The sequence below is a fragment of the Microbacterium jejuense genome (assembly GCF_019511665.1).
GTDB lineage: Bacteria > Actinomycetota > Actinomycetes > Actinomycetales > Microbacteriaceae > Microbacterium > Microbacterium jejuense_A.
The window spans coordinates 112267-131015 of record NZ_JAEUAW010000008.1 but is presented as its reverse complement, the minus strand read 5'-3'; the positions used below and the strand labels follow the sequence as shown (position 1 = coordinate 131015).

At 71.7% G+C, this 18749-nt stretch carries 19 protein-coding genes; 7 read left to right on the top strand and 12 right to left on the bottom strand.

Features of this window, described 5'->3' with window-relative positions:
• The first annotated feature begins 199 nt into the window (after nt 1-199).
• On the top strand, nt 200-1693 hold the full coding sequence (locus JNB62_RS12035; RefSeq protein WP_308291796.1) for a cytochrome b/b6 domain-containing protein: 1494 nt from the start codon (nt 200-202) through the stop codon (nt 1691-1693).
• Between the two features lie 4 nt (nt 1694-1697).
• On the opposite strand, the gene JNB62_RS12030 is transcribed toward JNB62_RS12035, so the two are convergent.
• The 3 genes from JNB62_RS12030 to JNB62_RS12020 form a co-directional block, all read right to left on the bottom strand.
• On the bottom strand, nt 1698-2381 hold the full coding sequence (locus JNB62_RS12030) for a pentapeptide repeat-containing protein (protein ID WP_220301124.1): 684 nt from the start codon (nt 2379-2381) through the stop codon (nt 1698-1700).
• Between the two features lie 9 nt (nt 2382-2390).
• Nucleotides 2391-3188, bottom strand: a complete 798-nt coding sequence (gene cofE / locus JNB62_RS12025; RefSeq protein WP_220301123.1) for a coenzyme F420-0:L-glutamate ligase — start codon at nt 3186-3188, stop codon at nt 2391-2393.
• Between the two features lie 115 nt (nt 3189-3303).
• Nucleotides 3304-3810 carry a GNAT family N-acetyltransferase gene (locus JNB62_RS12020; protein ID WP_220301122.1) on the bottom strand — a complete coding sequence of 169 codons (507 nt, stop codon included), beginning with the start codon at nt 3808-3810 and terminating at the stop codon, nt 3304-3306.
• 182 nt (nt 3811-3992) lie between these two features.
• Here JNB62_RS12020 and JNB62_RS12015 point away from each other — a divergent pair, with 182 nt between their 5' ends.
• Entirely contained in the window at nt 3993-4553 is a 561-nt protein-coding gene (locus tag JNB62_RS12015; protein ID WP_220301121.1) for an acyl-CoA thioesterase, read from the top strand.
• A gap of 16 nt (nt 4554-4569) precedes the next feature.
• Here JNB62_RS12015 and JNB62_RS12010 read toward each other — a convergent pair whose 3' ends face one another.
• Both JNB62_RS12010 and JNB62_RS12005 read right to left on the bottom strand, forming a co-directional pair.
• The gene (locus JNB62_RS12010) at nt 4570-4881 is read right to left on the bottom strand and encodes a hypothetical protein (RefSeq protein WP_220301120.1); all 312 of its coding nucleotides are present in this window, start codon (nt 4879-4881) and stop codon (nt 4570-4572) included.
• A gap of 63 nt (nt 4882-4944) precedes the next feature.
• A complete protein-coding gene (locus JNB62_RS12005) occupies nt 4945-5286 on the bottom strand; it encodes a DUF7882 family protein (protein ID WP_220301119.1) in 342 nt (113 codons plus the stop codon).
• Between the two features lie 126 nt (nt 5287-5412).
• Here JNB62_RS12005 and JNB62_RS12000 point away from each other — a divergent pair, with 126 nt between their 5' ends.
• A complete protein-coding gene (locus tag JNB62_RS12000) occupies nt 5413-6216 on the top strand; it encodes an EAL domain-containing protein (RefSeq protein ID WP_220301118.1) in 804 nt (267 codons plus the stop codon).
• Between the two features lie 26 nt (nt 6217-6242).
• On the opposite strand, the gene JNB62_RS11995 is transcribed toward JNB62_RS12000, so the two are convergent.
• Nucleotides 6243-6500 carry a hypothetical protein gene (locus JNB62_RS11995; protein ID WP_220301117.1) on the bottom strand — a complete coding sequence of 86 codons (258 nt, stop codon included), beginning with the start codon at nt 6498-6500 and terminating at the stop codon, nt 6243-6245.
• Nucleotides 6501-6542: 42 nt separating this feature from the next.
• Here JNB62_RS11995 and JNB62_RS11990 point away from each other — a divergent pair, with 42 nt between their 5' ends.
• Nucleotides 6543-6845 carry a DUF7882 family protein gene (locus JNB62_RS11990; RefSeq protein ID WP_220301116.1) on the top strand — a complete coding sequence of 101 codons (303 nt, stop codon included), beginning with the start codon at nt 6543-6545 and terminating at the stop codon, nt 6843-6845.
• Here JNB62_RS11990 and JNB62_RS11985 read toward each other — a convergent pair.
• A complete protein-coding gene (locus JNB62_RS11985) occupies nt 6837-8789 on the bottom strand; it encodes a bifunctional diguanylate cyclase/phosphodiesterase (protein ID WP_220301115.1) in 1953 nt (650 codons plus the stop codon). The two genes, JNB62_RS11990 and JNB62_RS11985, sit on opposite strands and share 9 nt — an antisense overlap.
• A gap of 216 nt (nt 8790-9005) precedes the next feature.
• Between JNB62_RS11985 and JNB62_RS11980 the strand changes: the two genes are divergently transcribed.
• Both JNB62_RS11980 and JNB62_RS11975 read left to right on the top strand, forming a co-directional pair.
• Nucleotides 9006-9620 carry a hypothetical protein gene (locus JNB62_RS11980; protein WP_220301114.1) on the top strand — a complete coding sequence of 205 codons (615 nt, stop codon included), beginning with the start codon at nt 9006-9008 and terminating at the stop codon, nt 9618-9620.
• An 85-nt stretch (nt 9621-9705) separates the two neighbouring features.
• Entirely contained in the window at nt 9706-11112 is a 1407-nt protein-coding gene (locus JNB62_RS11975) for a hypothetical protein (RefSeq protein ID WP_220301113.1), read from the top strand.
• On the opposite strand, the gene JNB62_RS11970 is transcribed toward JNB62_RS11975, so the two are convergent.
• The 4 genes from JNB62_RS11970 to JNB62_RS11955 are packed head-to-tail and all read right to left on the bottom strand — an operon-like array spanning nt 11016 to nt 13712.
• Nucleotides 11016-11528: a hypothetical protein gene (locus tag JNB62_RS11970; RefSeq protein ID WP_220301112.1), complete on the bottom strand. Its 513-nt coding sequence runs from the start codon at nt 11526-11528 to the stop codon at nt 11016-11018. The genes JNB62_RS11975 and JNB62_RS11970 overlap by 97 nt on opposite strands.
• A complete protein-coding gene (locus JNB62_RS11965; protein WP_308291795.1) occupies nt 11525-12133 on the bottom strand; it encodes a hypothetical protein in 609 nt (202 codons plus the stop codon). Before JNB62_RS11965 ends, JNB62_RS11970 begins: the two co-directional genes overlap by 4 nt.
• Nucleotides 12134-12137: 4 nt before the next feature.
• Complete coding sequence (locus JNB62_RS11960) at nt 12138-12803, bottom strand: hypothetical protein (protein WP_220301110.1); 666 nt, start codon at nt 12801-12803, stop codon at nt 12138-12140.
• Nucleotides 12804-12812: 9 nt separating this feature from the next.
• The gene (locus tag JNB62_RS11955) at nt 12813-13712 is read right to left on the bottom strand and encodes a LysR substrate-binding domain-containing protein (RefSeq protein ID WP_220301109.1); all 900 of its coding nucleotides are present in this window, start codon (nt 13710-13712) and stop codon (nt 12813-12815) included.
• 83 nt (nt 13713-13795) lie between these two features.
• Here JNB62_RS11955 and JNB62_RS11950 point away from each other — a divergent pair, with 83 nt between their 5' ends.
• Nucleotides 13796-17626, top strand: coding sequence for a proline dehydrogenase family protein (locus JNB62_RS11950; RefSeq protein WP_223231110.1), 3831 nt, complete (start codon nt 13796-13798; stop codon nt 17624-17626).
• Nucleotides 17627-17707: 81 nt separating this feature from the next.
• Here the strand turns inward: JNB62_RS11950 and JNB62_RS11945 are convergent, their stop codons facing one another.
• Nucleotides 17708-18745, bottom strand: a complete 1038-nt coding sequence (locus tag JNB62_RS11945; RefSeq protein WP_220301108.1) for a LacI family DNA-binding transcriptional regulator — start codon at nt 18743-18745, stop codon at nt 17708-17710.
• Nucleotides 18746-18749 lie beyond the last annotated feature (4 nt).

Genomic DNA, 18749 nt, shown 5'->3' with positions numbered 1-18749 from the left:
GCGGCGGGGACTGCCGCGCACGCCGGGCGGCGAGCCGTGGCCGCCCGCGGGTGTCGCGCCGGTCGCCGCGGATGCGGCGGCCGTCCAGGCGGAAGTGCCGGTCGTCGATTCGGTTGCCGCGCCGGTTGCAGCCGAGGCTCCGGTCGTTGAGCGAGCGAGTGACTCGCGAGACGAAACGCCTGTGCCGACGGGATCCTCGGTGGCCGCTTCCGCCGCCGCGGCAGCCACAGCGGGTCGCGCCATCCGTCGTGGCCTGCCGCGGGTGCCGGGCGGCGAGCCGTGGCCGCCGGCATCCACTGCTCCCACGGTTCACGTGGCGCAGGACGGCGGTTCGGCGGGCGTGATCGCGCCGATTGCGACACCCGAGCCGGCGATCCCTGCGACTCAGGTGTCGCAGACCGCGGCATCCTCCGGTGTGAACGCGCCGAGTGCGCCACCCGAGGCCGCCGCCGACGCGAAGGCGCTGCGTCGCGGACTGCCTCGCGTGCCCGGGGGCGAGCCGTGGCCGCCCGCGGGCTTCGCGCCTTCCGCCGCGCCCTCCCCGGCCGCAGCCGGCACCGCCGCGACCGCGGCAGCCGCGGCCACCACACCGTCCGGGGCCGCCACCGCGGCCGCCACGCCGGCCGCGGACGCGCCGGCCGTGCCCGCGCCGGAGGGTGCGGCATCCACAGCTCCTGCGGTCCGCGCCACCGCGACCGGGGTGCCGCTGTCGCAGCCGCTGCCCTACCCGCGCACCGTGTGGGAGGGTCAGGCCGCGAAGACCCCGCCTGCCCGGGCGGCGGAGCCGAAGCGGTACGGTCCGTTCACGCGCGGCCAATGGGTCGGCGCGGTGATCGTGGGCGGTGCCGCGCTGCTGTACGCGGCCGCGATGGCCGTGCTCGCCGTGCGGTGGCTGCTGTCGACGTCGTGGGGCGTGGACTTCCTCGCCCGGTTCCCCGGCGAGTACCACCTGCCCGAGGGTGCCCCGGTGGGCTTCCCGGCGTGGCTGGGCTGGCAGCACTTCTTCAACGTCTTCCTGATGGTGCTGATCATCCGCACCGGACTCACGGTGCGCACCGAGAAACGGCCCACCGTGTTCTGGTCGCCGCGCACCAACGCCAAGCGCAAGATCAGCCTGAGCCTGTGGTTCCACCAGTCGCTCGACATCCTGTGGCTCGTCAACGGCGTGATCTTCGTCGTGCTGCTGTTCATCACCGGCCAGTGGATGCGGATCGTGCCGACGTCGTGGGAGGTGTTCCCCAACGCGCTGTCGGCGGCCCTGCAGTACGTGTCGCTGGACTGGCCGACCGAGAACGGGTGGGTGAACTACAACTCGCTGCAGCAGCTGGCCTACTTCGCCACCGTGTTCCTCGCCGCGCCGCTGGCGGCCATCACCGGCGTGCGCATGTCGGGCGTCTGGCCCAAGAACGCAGCCGGGCTCAACAAGGCGTACCCGGTCGAGTGGGCGCGTGCGGTGCACTTCCCCGTGATGCTGTACTTCGTGCTGTTCATCTTCGTGCACGTGGTGCTGGTGTTCGCGACCGGGGCGCTGCGCAACCTGAACCACATGTATGGCGGCCAGGACGCGGTCAACTGGGTCGGGTTCTGGATCTTCGCGTTGTCGATGCTCGTCATCGCCGCCGCCTGGATCGCCGCCCGGCCACTCGTGCTCGCCCCCATCGCCCGCCTGTTCGGCAAGGTCTCCGGACGCTGACGCGTCAGTCCTCGACGGCGATGCCGGCGAGGGCGGCCAGCGCCGGCGCCATGAGCTGCAGCTGCTCGGATGAGATCGTCGCGCCCCGCAGGCCCTCCATCCCGATGACCTGACCGAGGTCGGCGCCGCGCAGGTCGACGTCCGTCAGGCGGGCGCCGGCGGCGTTCAGCATGGCGATGCGGCTGCCGTCGAAGGCGACGCGGCGGGCCGAGGCATCCATCAGATCGATCTCGTCGATCGTGCAGTCGACGAACGCGACGTCGAGCAGCTCGGCCGCGCGCAGGTTGACGTACCCGAGCCGGCAGCGTGTGAAGCGGATGCCCCGCCAGGATGCGTCGTACGCCTCGACCGAGCCGAACCGGCTGTCGCGCACCTCGACATCGCGCCAGCCGCTGCGGGCGGCCGAGACGGCGGGGACGTTCGCTGCGGCGATGGCGCTCTCGACGACGTGGGCCCCGCGCAGCGACCAGGTGTCGAGCTCGAGGCCCTCGAACCGGCACGCCTCGACGGTGTCTCCGTCCTCGAGCGCCCACGTCTCGCGGGCGACCCCCGCGTATGCGACTCCCTCGAACACGTCGAACGTCTCGGCGTCGCCCGGCGTCAGGTCGGCCAGCACGACCGCTTCGTCGAAGTCGAACGACGGAGCCTGCGTGCCGCCCTTGCGCGGGCCCCTGGTGCGAATCGCCACTTCTGCACCCTAGTCCGCGGCGCCGACACCGCCTTCGGCCGCGGACGCCAGTCCCGCCGCGAACCCCTCGGCATATGCTTCGTCGGCGCCGAGACGGAACATGTCGCGCTCGAGCGGACGCACGATCGACCGCGCACCCGGAAGGTCGAGGGGGCCGACGAGGTCGGCGCGGCCCCGCACAACCGCGACGGGGAGACGGGCGGCCTTGCCCTTCACGAGATCGGCCGCGGCGGCCAGCTCGTCGCCGACGCACGGCATCGTGACGACGAGCGGACGGCCCTCGGCGTCGGTCCCGCCGCGGAGGTCCTCGAACACGTCGACGCCGCCGGCGCCGATCGCATGGTCGGTCTGCCCCTCGCGCCATGCGCGTCCGAGCGTGTCCGACACGATGACGCCCACCTGCACGCCGAGCCGCTCGCGCAGACCGCCGGCGATCGCCCGGGCGGAGGCGTCCGGATCCACCGGAAGCAGCAGCACGGTGCCCTCGGGGGTGTTCGACGCGTCGACGCCCGCGGCCGCCGACACCATGCCGAGCCGGTTCTCGACGATGCGGGTGGTGAAGCCCGACGGTGTGGTGCGGGATGCCACCACCCGGACGGTCTCGGACGTGATGGCGTCCTCGCGGTCGTCGGCGACGACGAACCGCCCCTCGGCCTTCGACACGATCTTCGAGGTCACGACGAGGATGTCGCCGTCCTGCAGGTCGCCGCCGGCCGCGTCGGCGATGACGGAGACGAGATCGGTGCCCGCCAGGACCTCGGGGATGCCTTCGAGGGGCCAGACGGTGAGCGCAGTGCGAGGGGGCATGCCACCAGTCTCGCGGAACCGGTGGCGCCGCGCGGCCAGGGCGTGCGGCATCCCTCGACGAGACACCGAGGGGGCGTGCCCGGCGAACCGGCCACGCCCCCTCGTGAGCGGTGGGTCAGCGCGTGAAGCGCACCTCGGTGAGCGTCTCGCCGAGGAACGGCTCGGTGTGCGACGCGCCGTCCAGCGTGAACCCGTTGCGCACGTAGAAGCGGTGCGCGCGGGGGTTGTCGTCGGCGACCCACAGGTACAGGCCCTCGGCGGGCTCGACGACCGCGTCGAAGAGCTTCTGGCCGATGCCGGTGCCGTGGTAGGCGTCGAGCAGGTAGATGAAGTACAGCTCGCGGAACCGCGGAGCGTCCTTGTCGCGCGCCGGACCCGAGCCGGCGAACCCCACGATCTCGCCGTTCACGAGCGCGGCGAACATCTTGAACTCGGGACCCTGCACCGCCCAGTGGGTCCACAGCTCGGCGAGGCGCTTGGGCGAGACCGCTTCGAGCGCGGCCTTGCTGATCAGGTGGTCGTAAGTCTCGTGCCAGCACGTCGCGTGGACGCGCCCGAGGGCCTCGGCGTCGACGTCGCGCACCGGACGGACGACGATGTCGGTCTGGGTTTCGGCTTCCATGGGCGAGACTCTACGCGGCTCGCCGCGAGACGTGAAATCGCGCGAACGCGCGGTGAACGCCGCGTGACGAGTGGATGCCGCGAGGCGTGCCGTCCGCGGAACGCGAGGGATGCCACCACCGCCGTTGTGGGAATCGTCAATCGAATCGGCTTCGAGGACGAGGATCGCTACGATCGCACCTCGTGAATGTGTGGTGGCGGACCCTTCTGACGATCCTGCGGGCCAAGGCGATGCTCCGGCGCAGAGGCCCGATCCCGCCGCGGACCGTGGGGCGCATCCGGCTGACCACGCTGCCCACCGACATCGACCTGCTGATGCACATGAACAACGGGCGGTACGCGTCGCTGTTCGACCTCGGCCGGTTCGACCTGCTCATCCGCACGGGACTGTGGGACGCCATGAACGAGCGGGACTGGTACGCCGTCGTGGCCAGTGAGACGGTGACCTTCCGCAAGTCGCTCCAGCTGTGGCAGCGCTTCACCGTCGAGTCCCGTCTCTACGGGCACGACGACAAGGCCGTCTACCAGATCCATCGGGCCGTCGTGAACGGCGAGGTGTACGCCGAGATGATCGTGCGTGCGCGGTTCCTGCGCAAGAGCGGGGGAGTCGTGAACACCGAAGAGCTCTTCGCCGCCCTGGGCCGCCCCGACGACCTGCCCCCGCTGCCCGACTGGGTCGCGGACTGGGCCGACGGCGCGGCCCTGCCGTCCACGCGGGCCGCCGCGCCCAGCGTCTGGGATTGAGGGCCGGCCCGACCGCTCAGCGGAGCATCATCGTTGCGACCAGCGCGATCGCCGCCACGATGCCGACGTTGATCATCGTGAGCAGGAGCGTCCAGAGGCGGTTGGGCTCGGGTGTCGTGAGGCTTCGGTGGTCGACGGCGTCGAGTGCCGCGTCGAGGGAGTGGTATCGGCCGAGCGTCCGGCTGCCACGCGTCGCGATGTAGCGGTCGGCGTCACGATGGACCTCTCCGACGACCATGCCGTGCACGTCGGCGGTCCACTCGCCACGCTCGGGACTCGTCCAGCGGACGGTCCATCCGGGGTCGGTGTCGTGGGCGTGCTGGCTCATGCGTCGACGGTAGGTCGGCGCTCGGCCCGACGGGCGGGCCTTGACAGATCGGCCCGCGGACGACTATCGCGCGCCCGCGGGCGCGCCGGGGCCGCTCGGTCCTGCCGGCCCGTCGGGCTCGGGCACCAGCGTCAGCCCGGCGGGCGAGTTCGCCGCCTTCGTCAGCGCTTCGATCCAGGCGGGGTTCAGCCGGGGCTGGCGGCCGCCGAAGTACTCGAACGACAGCGAGACGCTGGGGCTCAGCCAGATCGAGGCGCGACCGAGTCCGCTGCGCATCGGATCGGTCCACGTGAACGGGAACGATTCGCCACGGCGCAGCTTCGACCAGATGACGGACTGCAGGTGCGCCAGGATGCGGTCATCGAAGGATGCCGTGATGCGGGAGTCGTAGGTGAGCGTGCCCATCGTCCTCTACAGTAGCCTCCCGGCGATCCGGTGTGCCACGTTCGCTCGCAGCGCGGTGCATTATACAAATCCCGAGCGTTTCTGTCTGGTGTTGCGCGGGGACCGCGTCTCGTCGAATGTGGTCCCATGCTCAGTTCCCTCCGGCTCACCGCCGATCTGCGAACGGCGGTGGCCGGCGGCGAGCTCTCGGTCGCCTATCAGGGCCAGTACGACCTGGGTGCGGTCGGCCTGCGGGAGGACGCCCTCGCGCTGGCCCCGGTGTCGGTCGAAGCGCTGTGCCGCTGGCAGCACCCCGAGGCGGGGGCGATTCCGCCCGATGTCTTCATCCCGCTCGCCGAGCGCGCCGGATTCCTCGACGAGGTCGACGGGTACGTGTTCTCGCAGGCGGCGGAGCAGATCGGAGTGTGGCGTCGCGACGGCCACGACATCGCGTTCGCCGTCAACGTGTCGCCGGCGCACTTCTCGTCGCGCTACGCCGACGCGATCATGCATCGCCTGGACGAACTGGACCTCGATCCGGCGGCGCTGACCGTCGAGATCACGGAGGCGCCGCTGCCGCAGCTGCGCGCCCCGATGCTGTCGGCGATCGAGTCGCTGCACGCGGCGGGTGTCACGATCTCGGTCGACGACTTCGCCGCCGGCGACACGACGGTGGTGATGCTGGACTCGCTGCCCATCGACGAGGTGAAGATCGACCGTTCCCTCACGCAGAGGGTGGATGCCGCAGCCGACGACGCGGTCGCGACGGTGGTCGAGAGCAGCGCGAGCCACGGCTGGCGCGTCGTCGCGGAGGGCATCGAGAGCCTCGCCGACTTCGCGCGTGCGGTGGCGCGAGGCTGTCATCGCGGGCAGGGATACCTCTGGGGCATGCCGTTGCGCGCGGATGCGATGAGCGGCGTCCTTCGCCGCGTCGGCCCGTCAGCCGTCTGACGACGGCTCAGCGAGCCGGGCGACGCTCAGAGGTCGTAGTCGGACGAGTCGTCGGCAGGCTCCTCGGCCTGCGCCCCGGAGTCCCCGACCTCGAACTGGGACCATGTCACCGGCATCCCCGGAGAGAAGAGGATGTCGACGCCAGGACCGCCCCGCAGCGGCGGGACGTTGACGTACCCGCCACCCGCCTTGATCGCCTCGAGGATCTTCCCCTTGAGCTCCGTGACCGGGTCGGGGAGGAAGTAGTCGCGTCCATCGACGGTGAGCCGGTTCACGATCGCCATGCTGTCCAGGTTAGCGTGGCCCGCCCCGCGTAGGATCAAGGGGTGGGCACACTTCATTACGGCTCGCCGTCCGCGGCGTTCACGATCGACGACCGTACGCTGGCGCACATCGAGCTCGTGATCCTGGCGAAGCTTCGCCGTCGCGAGAACCTCTCCTTCTCGATCGTCGACCAGAAGACGTCACTGCGCCAGTCCGTGTGGATCTCGCCGGTGACCCAGCTGCGATTCGAGTACGACGGGCCGATGCCCGAGATCAACCGGCTGTGGCTCCACGAGCTCGTCGACACCGCCAACTCCTCCGGCGGGCTGCGCATCGTCCCCGAGCCGGAGCTGCCCTCACACTGAGACGCGTCCGCCGCCGTCGCGCTTCGCCCGGTACATCGCGGCGTCGGCGGCATCCAGCAGTTCGCCGGGCGAACTGCCGCGCCGGGCCGCGACGACGCCGGCCGACGCCTTGACACGGATCTCGATGTCGCGCACCAGGATCGGCTCGGTGATCGCTCCGAGTGCGCGCCCGGCCACCGCGGCCGCTTCTGCCGGACCCGCGTCCACGCAGACGATGATGAACTCGTCCCCGCCCAGCCGCACAGCGACGTCGGACGCGCGCGTGATCCCGCTCAGCCGCCGGCCGATCGTCGCGAGCACGCCGTCGCCCACCTCGTGTCCGTAGGTGTCGTTGACGAGTTTGAAGTCGTCGAGGTCGAGGAACACCACCGCGACCGCCTTCTCGGAGCTCTGGAGCAGGTCGTCGAGCCGGTCGTCGAGGAAGCGCCGGTTGTGCAGCCCGGTCAGGGCGTCGCGCAGCGCCAGCTCGGCGAGCTCCGCCTGCGTCCGGGCCACGATCGCCGCGCGGATGTCTTCACCGAGGTCGAACGCGTCCTGCGCGTGCTCGCCCCAGGGCAGGCTGCGACCGGTGACGCTCTCGGTCCAGGCCGAGAAGGATCTCCGTGGTGAGAGCGGCGTGTCGCGGTTGGCCGGGGTCTGCTCGCCGAGCCAGTCGACGGTGTGTGCGACCTCGCTGCGCACGAAGACGAGCGCATCGCCGTCACCGCCGAGCGGCACGACGAGCAGGCCGGTGACCCCGGGGATCTCGACCGCCAGCTCGGGGTGCTCCAGGGGCAGCGCCTCCCAGAGATAGCGGCCCGGCCCGAGCTCGTCGACGACGGCGAAGAGCCGCGCCGGCGGGGGAACGACCCCCACCGTGGTGACCGCGCCGTCGAGCCGGAGGAGCGCGCCGTCGGCCGGCACGATGTCGAGCACGGTCGGTTCGCCGCCCATGAGCACGGAGCCGACATCCGATCGTCCGTAGATCGGCGCCGTCAGTGCGGTCCGGCGCTCCCGCACCTCGAGCTGGCGGCGAAGGCGTCGGATCTGCTCGGCGGAGGCCAGCTGGGTGGCGACGTGGGTCGCGAGGACTTCGAGTGCGCGCCGGAGGAGCACCGGGATGCGGCGCGGAGATCGGTGCGCGCACGTGAACATGCCGACGAGGCGGTCGTCGACCACGATGCCGAACGACACCGTCGAGACCTGTCCCATGTTGCGCATGAACTGCAGGTGATGGGGCGACGAGGCGCGCAGCTCGGTCGGACCGAGGTCGATGGGCGCGTCTGCGGGCAGCAGCGTCTGCAGAGCCAGTCCGGGGTCCTCCGTGTCGGCGATCACCCGTGAGCGCTTCTCGATGTAGAGCGCGCGCGCCTGCACCGGGATGTCGGATGCCGGGAAGTGGAGGCCGAAGTAGGACTCCATGTCGGGCTCGCGCTCGTCGGCGACGACCTGCCCGTGGCCGTCGTCGTGGAAGTGGTAGCACATGACCCGGTCGTACCCGGTGATCGCCTTGATCTCGCGGGCGGCCTGCCGGCGGAGGTCGTCCGGGTCGGAGACGCCGGCGAGCCTCTGGATGGCGCCGACGACGCCCGTGCGCACGTAGTCCATGCCCGGGACGACAGGCTCCAGCTCCAGCAGCCTCGGCGTGGTGTCGGCATGCGGGATCACGTCGTAGACGGCACCCTCGAACTCTGCCCGGACGGGGTCGACGGCCGTGCCGTCGCGGAGCGCCCACAGCAGCGTCTCGCTCCCGGCCTCCCGCAGATCGCGGCCGAGCCAGTGCTCGACGTTCTCGCTGGCCACGACGACGAGTCCGGTCTGCTCGTCGACGCCGAACAGGGCACCGTGCGATTGGATGCGGCCGATCGTGCGGATGGGCTCCGTCGAGCACTCCTGCAGCCGCAGCAGCTCGGCCTCGTCGCGGGCCGGGTCGCCGCCATAGGCGAGATGAGGGAGATCGGTCAACGCATGCCCTTCTGAAGCGGGCGGGTGGAGTACTGCGCCGGCGAGTCCGTTCATCCTACGCTCGCTTCCTGCACGCGCCACCGGACGGCCGCAAAGGCCGCCGCGGGGCTAGCGCAAGCACGAGCGCGACGCAATGGGTTGTACGGCGGGTGCGAAGGGGGATTCGCTGATCTGGGTGGCGCGGGCACCCCCGCCGGCGCCGAGGGAGGAGGAGCCGTGGACACGACGACTCTCATCTGGATCATCGTCGGCATCGCGATCGTGCTCGTGATCGTGGTCGTCGCACTGCTGCTGACGGCCCGAGGGCGCCGGACGAGGCGCCGCGAGCACCAGCACGACCGCGCGGAGAGGCTGCGCGCCGACGCGCGCGAGACGGAACTGGCCGCCCGCGAGCACGAGGCCGACGCGGCCCGCGCCCGCGCCGACGCCGCAGCAGCGGCGGCGGCCGCAGAAGCCGCCAAGGCCCGCGCCGCCGAGGCGTCGATCGACGCCGAACGCCGCGCCGGGACCATCGACGAGCACCGCAACGAAGCGGAGGAGCTGCGCCGGCGACAGGCCGAGACCCTGCGCAAGGCCGACGAGGTGGACCCCTTTGTCGACGACTCCGGCCGGACAGGCGAGACGGCCGCGCAGGCGCCGAGGACCGCGCGAGACGCGACGGCGGGGACGGCTCCGACGACGGCGCACGATGCCACAGGTGCGCCGGCGCAGACCGTCGACGCTCGAGACGTCCGGGACACGGACGCCGTCGACGCGCGCACGCGCGACACGACGACCGCCGACGGCGTCGACGGACGCGACGTTCCGCCGACGCGCTCCGAGCGCGCCTGATTCCGGCCGCGCCGCGGCCGGGGGCCCCGCGGCGCGGCCGTCGCCCTCGTGCACACCGGGCCGCCGCGCCCGCTAGCGTAGGCGCGTGACCGACGTGCTCGACGTGCTGCGCACCGCCGGCCGCCTGCTCTGGCGGCACTGGCCGGTGCTGCTCGCCCTGTATCTCGGCGCGATCCTCGCGCGCTACGGCGTCATCGAGTTCGCGGGGTGGGTCGGCTCGTACAGCGCGATCGCCGGATCGCTCCTGCTGCCCGTTGCGATCCTGGTGCGGCTCATCGCGCTCGTCGCGATGTTCCTGGTGCTGCGCGACGGCATGCGTCAGCTGCGCGCGATCGCGCCCCTGCCGGTCGACGGCCGAGCGCGGCGCCGTGAGTTCGTCGACGCGCTCATGGTCGGCATCCTTCCGTTCTTCGCGTTCTACGCGGCCTGGGGGTACCTGCGCGAGGATGCGCAGGCGTATTCGTCACGCGTGCTGGAGCTGAGCACGGGGCGGCGGCTCGCTGAGGCTTTCGGTGGCCCGGAGGCGGGTGGTGACGGGCTGAACGGCGACATCACCGTCACGCCGATCACCATCGCGATCGTGATCGTCGCGTTCGCACTGCGCTGGCTGCTCAAGCGCTATCGCGACAGGCTGCCGCGGTGGTTCGGGATCTTCGCCGCCTACCTGGAGGCCGTGTGGGTGTACTTCGCCGCGGTCGTGATCGGCGACATCGTGGCGATGGTCTCGGGCTGGGTGGCGACGCGGCAGGGCATGGTGTGGCTCGGCGACCTGCGGTCGGCCATCGAGGGGGTCTTCGTGCCGCTCGGCTGGCTCTGGGGCGCGGCGGAATGGCTGCTGGGGGAGGCGGGCGGCATCATCCTGCTCCCGGTCGCATGGCTGACCATCGCCGGTGTGCTCTACGGTCAGGCGGTCGCGCCGCAGGCGCTGTCGACGGAAGGCCTCGGTGGCGATGTCGGTCGCCGGATCCGCACGCGCTACCTGTCGCTGCCCGCACGACTGCGTGCCCGCATCGGCGACCTGTGGAGCGATCTCATCAGCCGCTTCACGCCCATCGGCAACGCGCTCGTGCTCATGTGGCGGGCCGGCCCGGTGCTTATCGGCGGCTTCGTGCTGCTCTACACCGTGCTGCTGTGGCTGCAGGGTGCGCTTGAAATGGTGGTCCCCCGCGCGTTCGGCCCCCAGGATCTCGACGAGTTCTGGATGATCAACGACCAGCTGATCTTCCTCATCGCACCGGTGCTCATCGAGCCCGTGCGGATCGCCCTCGTGGCGGGCGGCTACGACGGCGTCATCGGGCGGCTGCGCGGGCGCCGGGCCGAGGCGCTCGAAGCACAGGCGACGGAAGATCAGGATGCCGCGGCATCTGCTCTCTCCGAGACGGACGTCGACGGGGGTCAGGGTTCGACGACGGCGCTCACGAACTGGGGCCAGCCCTCGACGGACTTCAGTTCGACGACGAACGGCCCCGAGGCGTCGTCGGGGACCAGGTAGTCGATGAGCAGCTCGTAGGGCTGCTCGACCTCGCGATCGCAGAAGGTCTTGAGGTCCGGGTTCCAGTCTCGGCCGAGGTCCTCGCGGAGGTTCCAGGTCCGCCCGCTGCCGCCCAGTTCGCGCAGCTGCGGCTTGTCACATGCGATGGGCGGGTCGTCCGGGTCGATGTGCAGCGTGACCGTCACGACACGGCTGTGCGCGGGCATGTCGGGCAGCTCGGTGAACTCGGCCGATGCAGGGCCGATCGTCGCGCCTGCATATTCGACCTCGTCGCCCGGTTGCAGCGTGATCGCCTGGCTGCCAGAGTTCTGCAGCACCGGCGACCATTCGTTCCACGTCAGCGCCGCGTACGTCGCAGGCACCAGCACGACGAGCGCGCCGAGAGCCAGCGCGTTGGAGCGCCACCAGCCGGTCATGGGTTCGCCCACTCTGTCGGGAGCAGCTCCGTCTGCGACTCTGTCGGCACCTCGTCCAGCTCGAAGGAGAGCACGATCATCGAGTCGAGCGACGGATCCGACGCGAGCGCCAGTTCGAGGCGCGCCGACCCTGTGTCGAGGCCTTCGGGCAGTTCGAACGCGAGGCTGCCCGCGAGGGGGATGCCGACCGCCAGGGGCTGACGCAGCAGTGAATCCGGTCGCTCGCTCGCGGTGAACCGGTTGCCATCGACCACGAGATCAGCGTGGCTCAGAGACGCCCGGTCCTCGGTGAGCACGGCCTGCGTCTCGAGGTCCACGACCAGCCAGTTGCCCTCCGCGGTCCAGCCGTCCGCGTTCACCTCGGACGCGCGACGAACGTCGGTGACCGTCACCACGAGGTTGCGGCCGGTCGCCGTCTCGCCGATGGCCGCCGGTATCTCGAAGGGCGCCTGAGCGTCGTGCTCTCCGGGTGTCGCGAGAGCAACGAACCAGGCGGCGACGATGCAGGCGATGCCGATCGTCCACGTCGCCCACGTCGGCAGGCGCTGGACGGCCGGGGCGTCCGCGGTCTGCGCACCCTCATGGGGTGCGGTCGATGAGGTCACGGCGTCAGCCTTCATCCCCGGCCTCCGCATCGACACCGGCTCCGACGTCCTTCAGCACGAGCGTGAGCGTCGCAGAGGGAGTCGGATCCTGCCAGTACGTCCCCTTCGAGACGAAGGACGCCGTGTACAGCGACATGTCGCTGAGCGTGACCGACAGTCTGTCGCCCGCGGCGTAGTCGTCCGCGGCGACCGCCCACGTGTACACGAGCTGCGCGGGGACACCGGGCTGCAGGACCGGGCCGATCGTCGCGTCGTCCATCCGCGCAGACGACGACGGCTCGTCCAGCCCCGCAACGCTGAACGACGCCGCGACCCCGTTGAGATCGTCGGTCGTGGAGAGCGGCCGGTCCCAGTTGTTCTCGACGTCCACGACGATCGCCAGGACGCGCTCGTCGTCTTCCGGGACAGTGCCCGACCCCGGCAGTTCGTCGATGAGCACAGCCCGCTCGACCGTGAGCGACCGCATGTCGTTCACGTGCGCGGTGCCCTTCCTGAGGTGCGGCAGCGGCGGCTCGGCGGCCGTCGCAAGCCCGCCGAACGCAGCCGTCGCAGCGAGGAAGACGCCGGTGCCGATCGCTGCGAACCAGGCCGTCGGCACGCGATCGGCTGCCGCTCGTATCCACGTGAAGCGGCTCTTGCGCGCACGGCGGACGCGAGGCTGCTCAGACACGAGCCCAGCCTAGGGGCCCGCCGTGCGGCCCGTGGCGGCGAAGGCGTCGCGCAGCGCGCGGCGCACCTCGGCGATGCCGGCACGGTCGCGCGAGGCGTCGCGCAGCGCCAGGAAGACCTCGCGGGCAGGATGCTGGGGCAGGTCCAGCAGCCGCACCGGCGCGGGGGCGCCGGCCCACAGCAGATCGGGCAGCACCGCGACGGCGTGTCCTGTCGCGACCAGCCGGGCGTGCGCGGTCAGATCGGCGAGCTCGAAGCGCACGTCCGGTTCGAAACCGGCGGCCCGGCACTGCTGCACGGCCCAGTCGCGTGCCGCGGTGCCTGCGGGTTCCATGGCCCACGCGCGCCCCCGCAGATCGGCGAGCGTCCGCGCGGCGTCCGCGGGGGCGACGGCGAGGCGGATGGGATCCGTGCCGAGCACCTCGCGCTCGAGCCCCTCGACGTGTGCGCGGGTGTGACCGGGGTACTGCTCGGCGATCACGAGGTCGACCCCGCGCGCCGTCAGCTCGAACAGGCCCCGCTCGGGCGGCAGCTGAACGAGCTCGACCCGCAGCCCGGGTGCGCGCTCGCCGAGCAGCGCGAGCGCGGTGGGGAGCAGCGCGAGCGTCGCCGTCTGCATCACCGCGACGCGCACCGGCGCGAGGCCGGGCGCCAGCGACTCCAGCTCGCCTCTGGCACGCTCGTCGAGGTCGAGGGCACGCGCGGCGTGGGCGGCGAGCACGCGGCCGTGCTCGGTGAGTCGCACGCGACGGCCGTCCGGGGCGAGCAGCGCGACGCCCGCCTCCTTCTCGAGCAGGGCGAGCTGCTGCGAGATCGTCGACGGGCTGTACGACAGGGCGTCAGCGACGGCCGCGAGCGTGCCGCGCAACGAGAGTTCGTGCAGCAGCCTGAGACGGCGAAGTTCGAACACCGGCATCCCATCGACAGAATCGAACGATACAGATCATAGATGGTCGCTTTTCATGAATGAATGGATGCCGCACCCTTGACCTCATGGCACAGGTCGAACCGATCGTGCACGAAGAGGTGCAGGCTGGAGTGACACACGTGAACGCAGAGGTGAACGAACAAGTGAGCGAAGTGCGCAGGGATCCCGAGACCGAGCGCCGCCTGGTCGACGAAGCCGTCGCGCTGGCACAGCGGTGGACGCGCGAGAGCGCCGAGGTGCAGGCCGACCCCGCCGCCGAGCGTCTCGCCGGCGTGCTGAAGGACCCCAACGGGCTGCCGTTCACGATCGGCTTCGTCGACGGCGTCATGCGGCCCGAGAGCCTGTCGGCCGCGGCATCCCATCTGAACCGCGTCGCACCGCTCGTGCCCGGGTTCCTGCCGTGGTACCTGCGTTCGGCCGTGCGCGTGGGCGGTGCCGTGGCGCCCGTGCTGCCGGCGCCCGTCGTGCCCATCGCCCGCCGCGTGCTGCGGGAGATGGTGGGGCACCTCGTGGTCGACGCGCGACCCGAGAAGCTGGGCGCGGCCATCGAGCAGCTGCGCGGCGGCGATGCCCGGCTCAACCTCAACCTGCTCGGCGAGGCGGTACTCGGCGAGGACGAGGCGCTGCGCCGGCTCGACGGCATCCATGAGCTCATCCGGCGACCCGACGTCGACTACGTGTCGGTCAAGGTGTCGGCCATCGCCAGCCACATCTCGATGTGGGCGTTCGACGAGGTCGTCGACAAGGTCGTCGAGCGCCTGCGCCCGCTGTATCTGACGGCCGCGGCCGATGGCACGTTCATCAACCTCGACATGGAGGAGTACCGCGACCTCGACCTGACGATCGCGGTGTTCACGCGCATCCTCGAGGACCCGCGGCTGCGCACGCTCGAGGCCGGCATCGTGCTGCAGGCGTACCTTCCCGACGCCCTGCCCGCCCTCGACCGGCTCACCGCTTGGGCGCTCGAGCGCGTCGACGCCGGCGGCGCGCGCATCAAGGTGCGGCTCGTGAAGGGTGCGAACCTCGCGATGGAGCGAGTGGATGCCGTCATGCACGGGTGGACGCTCGCCACCTACGACTCCAAGCTCGACTCCGACGCCAACTACGTGCGCTGCCTGCGCGCCGCCCTCGACCCGGCGCGCACGCGCGCGGTGCGGATCGGCGTCGCCGGCCACAACCTCTTCGACATCGCGTACGCGTGGCTGCTCGCGGGAATCACGGGCGTGCGCGCCGAGGTCGAGTTCGAGATGCTGCTCGGCATGGCGCAGGGGCAGGTCGCCGCCGTCGCGCGCGAGGTCGGGCACGTGCTGCTGTACGTGCCGGTCGTGCGCCCCGACGAGTTCGACGTCGCGATCAGCTACCTCGTGCGGCGCCTGGAAGAGAACGCGTCGAGCGACAACTTCCTGTCGGCCGCGTTCGACCTCGCCGACGACCCGGCGATGTTCGCCCGCGAGCGCGACCGCTTCGTCGCGTCGATCGAGCGCGCCGATGACCCGGCGCTCGCGATCGGGCCACGACGCGAGCAGGACCGTGTCGCCGAGGCCGCGGCGCTCGAGGGCTCCGAGGCGGGCGTCGGCGACGAGGCGCCGCGCACCCGCGCCCGGCTGCGTCGTGCCGCGGCCGACGAGGACGGACTCACGCAGGTCGTGATGGGCATCGCGCGGTCGGCCGTGACGTCCGACACGGCCCCGCTGGAGCCGGCCGTGCCCGAGCAGGTGTTCGGTGCGGAGGCGTTCGTCGAGACGGCGGTGTTCGCGCCGCGCCAGACCGACGCGCGTGCGGCCGGGGCGCCGGGGTTCCGCAACACGGCCGACAGCGACCCCGCTCTGCCCGGCAACCGCGCATGGGCGCGCGGCATCCTGTCGCGCATCGAGACGTCGCGTGCCGGCGATGCGACGATCGCCGCCGCCCGCGTCACCGACGAGCCGGCCCTGCAGGCGATCATCGCGCGGGTGACGGATGCCGCGACCGCGTGGGGCGCGCTGCCCGCGGCCGACCGCTCCCGCGTGCTGACGGCTGCCGCCCGTGCGCTGGAGGCCCGTCGCGGAGAGCTCATCGAGGTCGCCGCGTCCGAGACCGGCAAGGTCTTCGCCGAAGCCGATGTCGAGGTGAGCGAGGCGGTCGACTTCGCCAACTACTACGCCGCGACAGCGCGTGAGCTCGACCGCGTGAGCGGCGCGGTGTTCGAGCCGGCGAGGCTCACGGTCGTGACCCCGCCGTGGAACTTCCCGATCGCGATTCCCGCCGGCGGCGTGCTGGCGGCGCTCGCCGCGGGCTCCGGCGTCGTGTTCAAGCCTGCACCGCAGGCGCGGCGCTGCGCGGCGGTCGTGGCCGAGGCGCTGTGGGAGGCCGGAGTCCCGCGCGACGTGCTCGGGCTCGTCGACATCGACGAGGGCGGGCTCGGCCAGGCGCTCATCTCACACCCCGCCGTGGACCGCGTGATCCTCACGGGGTCGTGGGAGACCGCGGCCCTGTTCCGCTCGTGGCGGCCCGACCTGCCGCTCCTCGCCGAGACCAGCGGCAAGAACGCCATGATCGTGATGCCGACGGCAGACCTCGACCTGGCGGCATCCGATCTCGTGAAGAGCGCCTTCGGCCATGCCGGCCAGAAGTGCTCGGCCGCGTCGCTCGCGATCCTCGTCGGCCCGGTCGGGCACTCTCGCCGCTTCGCCCGCCAGTTGGTGGACGCCGTGGGCTCGCTGCGCGTCGGCCCGCCGTCCGACCCGCTGAGCGAGGTCGGCCCGGTCGTCGAGGTGCCGCGCGGCAAGCTCGAGTGGGCGCTCACGACCCTCGACGAGGGGGAGCAGTGGCTCGTCGAGCCGCGGCGGGTGGACGCGGCGCCCGAGTATCGGGGACGGCTGTGGACGCCCGGCATCCGCGTGGGCGTGCAGCCCGGGTCGCGGTTCCACCACGAGGAGTTCTTCGGACCGGTGCTCGGTGTCATGCACGCATCGTCGCTCTCGCACGCGATCGAGCTGCAGAACGCCGTGGCTTACGGTCTCACCGCCGGCCTGTACACGCAGAACCCGGACGACCTCGCCCAGTGGCTCGACCGCGTCGAGGCGGGAAACCTCTACGTCAACCGCGGCATCACGGGCGCCATCGTGCAGCGTCAGCCGTTCGGCGGGTGGAAGCGCTCGTCGGTCGGCGCCGGCGCCAAGGCCGGCGGTCCCAACTACCTCGTCGGCCTCGGCCGGTGGCGCGCGACGTCGGGCTCACCGGCATCCACCACACTCCACCTGCGCGGGCTCGACACGCGCATCGCGGCGCTCATCGAGGCCGCACAGCCCTCGCTGGACTACGCGGCGTTCGAGTGGCTGCGCCGAGGCGCGCTGTCGGACGCGATCGCGTGGGACCGTGAATTCGGTCAGGTGCGCGACGTGTCAGGCCTCGGCGTCGAGCGCAACCTGTTCCGCTACCGGCCCATCGGCTCGGTGGCGCTGCGCGCGACGGCGGACGCCTCGTGGCAGGCCGTGCTGCGCGTGGTCGTGGCGGGGATCCGCGCCGGATCGACGCTGACCCTGAGCGCCCCCGTGGGGCTGCCGGCCCCGGTGCGCCGTGTGCTCGCCGACGAGGGGGTCGCGGTGTACGTCGAGTCCGACGAGCAGTGGCTGCAGCGCATCACCGCTTCTGACGACCTGCTCGACGCCGTGGCCGACGAGGCGCCCGCGCCACGGCCCTCGCGCGTGCGGCTCATCGGCTCCGCCGAGTCGGTCGCCGCGCTGCACACGCTCGTCGCGCAGGCCGTCGGCGGCGACCCCGACCTCGCGGTCTACGACAACGAGGTCACGACGGCCGGCCGCCTGGAGCTGCTCCCGTTCCTCCACGAACAGTCGGTGACGATCACCGCGCACCGCTTCGGCAACCCCGACCCGTGGAGCGAGTCCGTGATCTGACCCGGCCGGCCACGGTTCGCCGCGTGACCGAGTGAACGGGATGCCGGGCGCCCGGCATCCCCTCATCACCGGCTCTGCCGGTCAGTCGTCGGAGCTGGGGAAACCCGTCGACTCGCGACGCACGATGCGGAAGTCGGGCTTGAACGTCTCGGGCGGACGGCGCTCACCCTTCTCGTTGATGCGCACGATGAGGCGGTCGACCGCGATGGCCGCGATCTCGTCGCGTCCCGGGTCGACGGTCGTCATCGACGGCACCGAGAACTTGCTCTCGTCGATGTTGTCGAAGGCGATGACGGCGACGTCGTCGGGCACGCGCAGCCCCTCTTCGCCGAGGGCGCGGAGCACGCCGAGGCCGAGGGTGTCGCTGAGCGCGAAGACCGCGTCGAACGGGACCCCGTCGCGCACGAGCCGGTGCGCCGCGTCGGCGCCGCCGGCGCGGTTCCACCGAGACATCTCGGTCGGACGCACGAGGGCCGGATCGAGTGCGATGCCCGCGCGCTCCAGTGCCCGTCGATAGCCCTTGAGACGCAGATTGGCCGAACTGGCCTCGTCGCCCCCGTGCAGGTCGGCGCCGATGAGCGCGATCCTGCGGCGCCCGATCTCGAGGAGGTGCTCGACCGCGGCCTCGGCCGAGGACGTGTTGTGCATGGTCACGTGATCGGTCGGTCCGCCGAAGATGCGCTCGCCCAGAAGGACGAGCGGAGCATCGATGGCGAGGGTCTCGGCGTCGGCCTGCCCGAGGCTCACCGGGCTGAAGAGCAGGCCGTCGAGGAAGCGCGGGCGGTTCGTCGAGACGGCCCGGAGCTCGCCCTCCCGCTGCCCGCTCGTCTGCTCGACCATGACGCCGAGGCCGCGCTTCTCGGCGGCGCGGATGACGGAGTCCGCCAGCTCTGCGAAGTAGTTCTCACGCAGCGAGGGGACGGCGAGCCCGATCACGCCGGTGCGGCCGGAGCGCAGTCCGCGGGCCGAGAGGTTGGGCCGGTAGTCGAGCTGCTCGATCGCCTGAGTGACCCGATCCCGCGTCGCCGGACGCACGTGCGGATAGTCGTTGATGACGTTCGACACGGTCTTGATGGAGACGCCGGCGACCCGCGCGACGTCGTGCATCGTCGGTCCCATCGAT

What these genes read in the sequence shown, in the direction of transcription:
- JNB62_RS11950 (WP_223231110.1), top strand. Translation starts at nt 13,796, where the DNA reads ATGGCACAGGTCGAACCGATCGTGCACGAAGAGGTGCAGGCTGGAGTG.
- JNB62_RS12000 (WP_220301118.1), top strand. Translation starts at nt 5,413, where the DNA reads ATGCTCAGTTCCCTCCGGCTCACCGCCGATCTGCGAACGGCGGTGGCC.
- JNB62_RS12020 (WP_220301122.1), bottom strand. Translation starts at nt 3,810, where the DNA reads ATGGAAGCCGAAACCCAGACCGACATCGTCGTCCGTCCGGTGCGCGAC.
- JNB62_RS11995 (WP_220301117.1), bottom strand. Translation starts at nt 6,500, where the DNA reads ATGGCGATCGTGAACCGGCTCACCGTCGATGGACGCGACTACTTCCTC.
- JNB62_RS11970 (WP_220301112.1), bottom strand. Translation starts at nt 11,528, where the DNA reads ATGACCGGCTGGTGGCGCTCCAACGCGCTGGCTCTCGGCGCGCTCGTC.
- JNB62_RS11945 (WP_220301108.1), bottom strand. Translation starts at nt 18,745, where the DNA reads ATGGGACCGACGATGCACGACGTCGCGCGGGTCGCCGGCGTCTCCATC.
- JNB62_RS12010 (WP_220301120.1), bottom strand. Translation starts at nt 4,881, where the DNA reads ATGAGCCAGCACGCCCACGACACCGACCCCGGATGGACCGTCCGCTGG.
- JNB62_RS12005 (WP_220301119.1), bottom strand. Translation starts at nt 5,286, where the DNA reads ATGGGCACGCTCACCTACGACTCCCGCATCACGGCATCCTTCGATGAC.
- cofE (WP_220301123.1), bottom strand. Translation starts at nt 3,188, where the DNA reads ATGCCCCCTCGCACTGCGCTCACCGTCTGGCCCCTCGAAGGCATCCCC.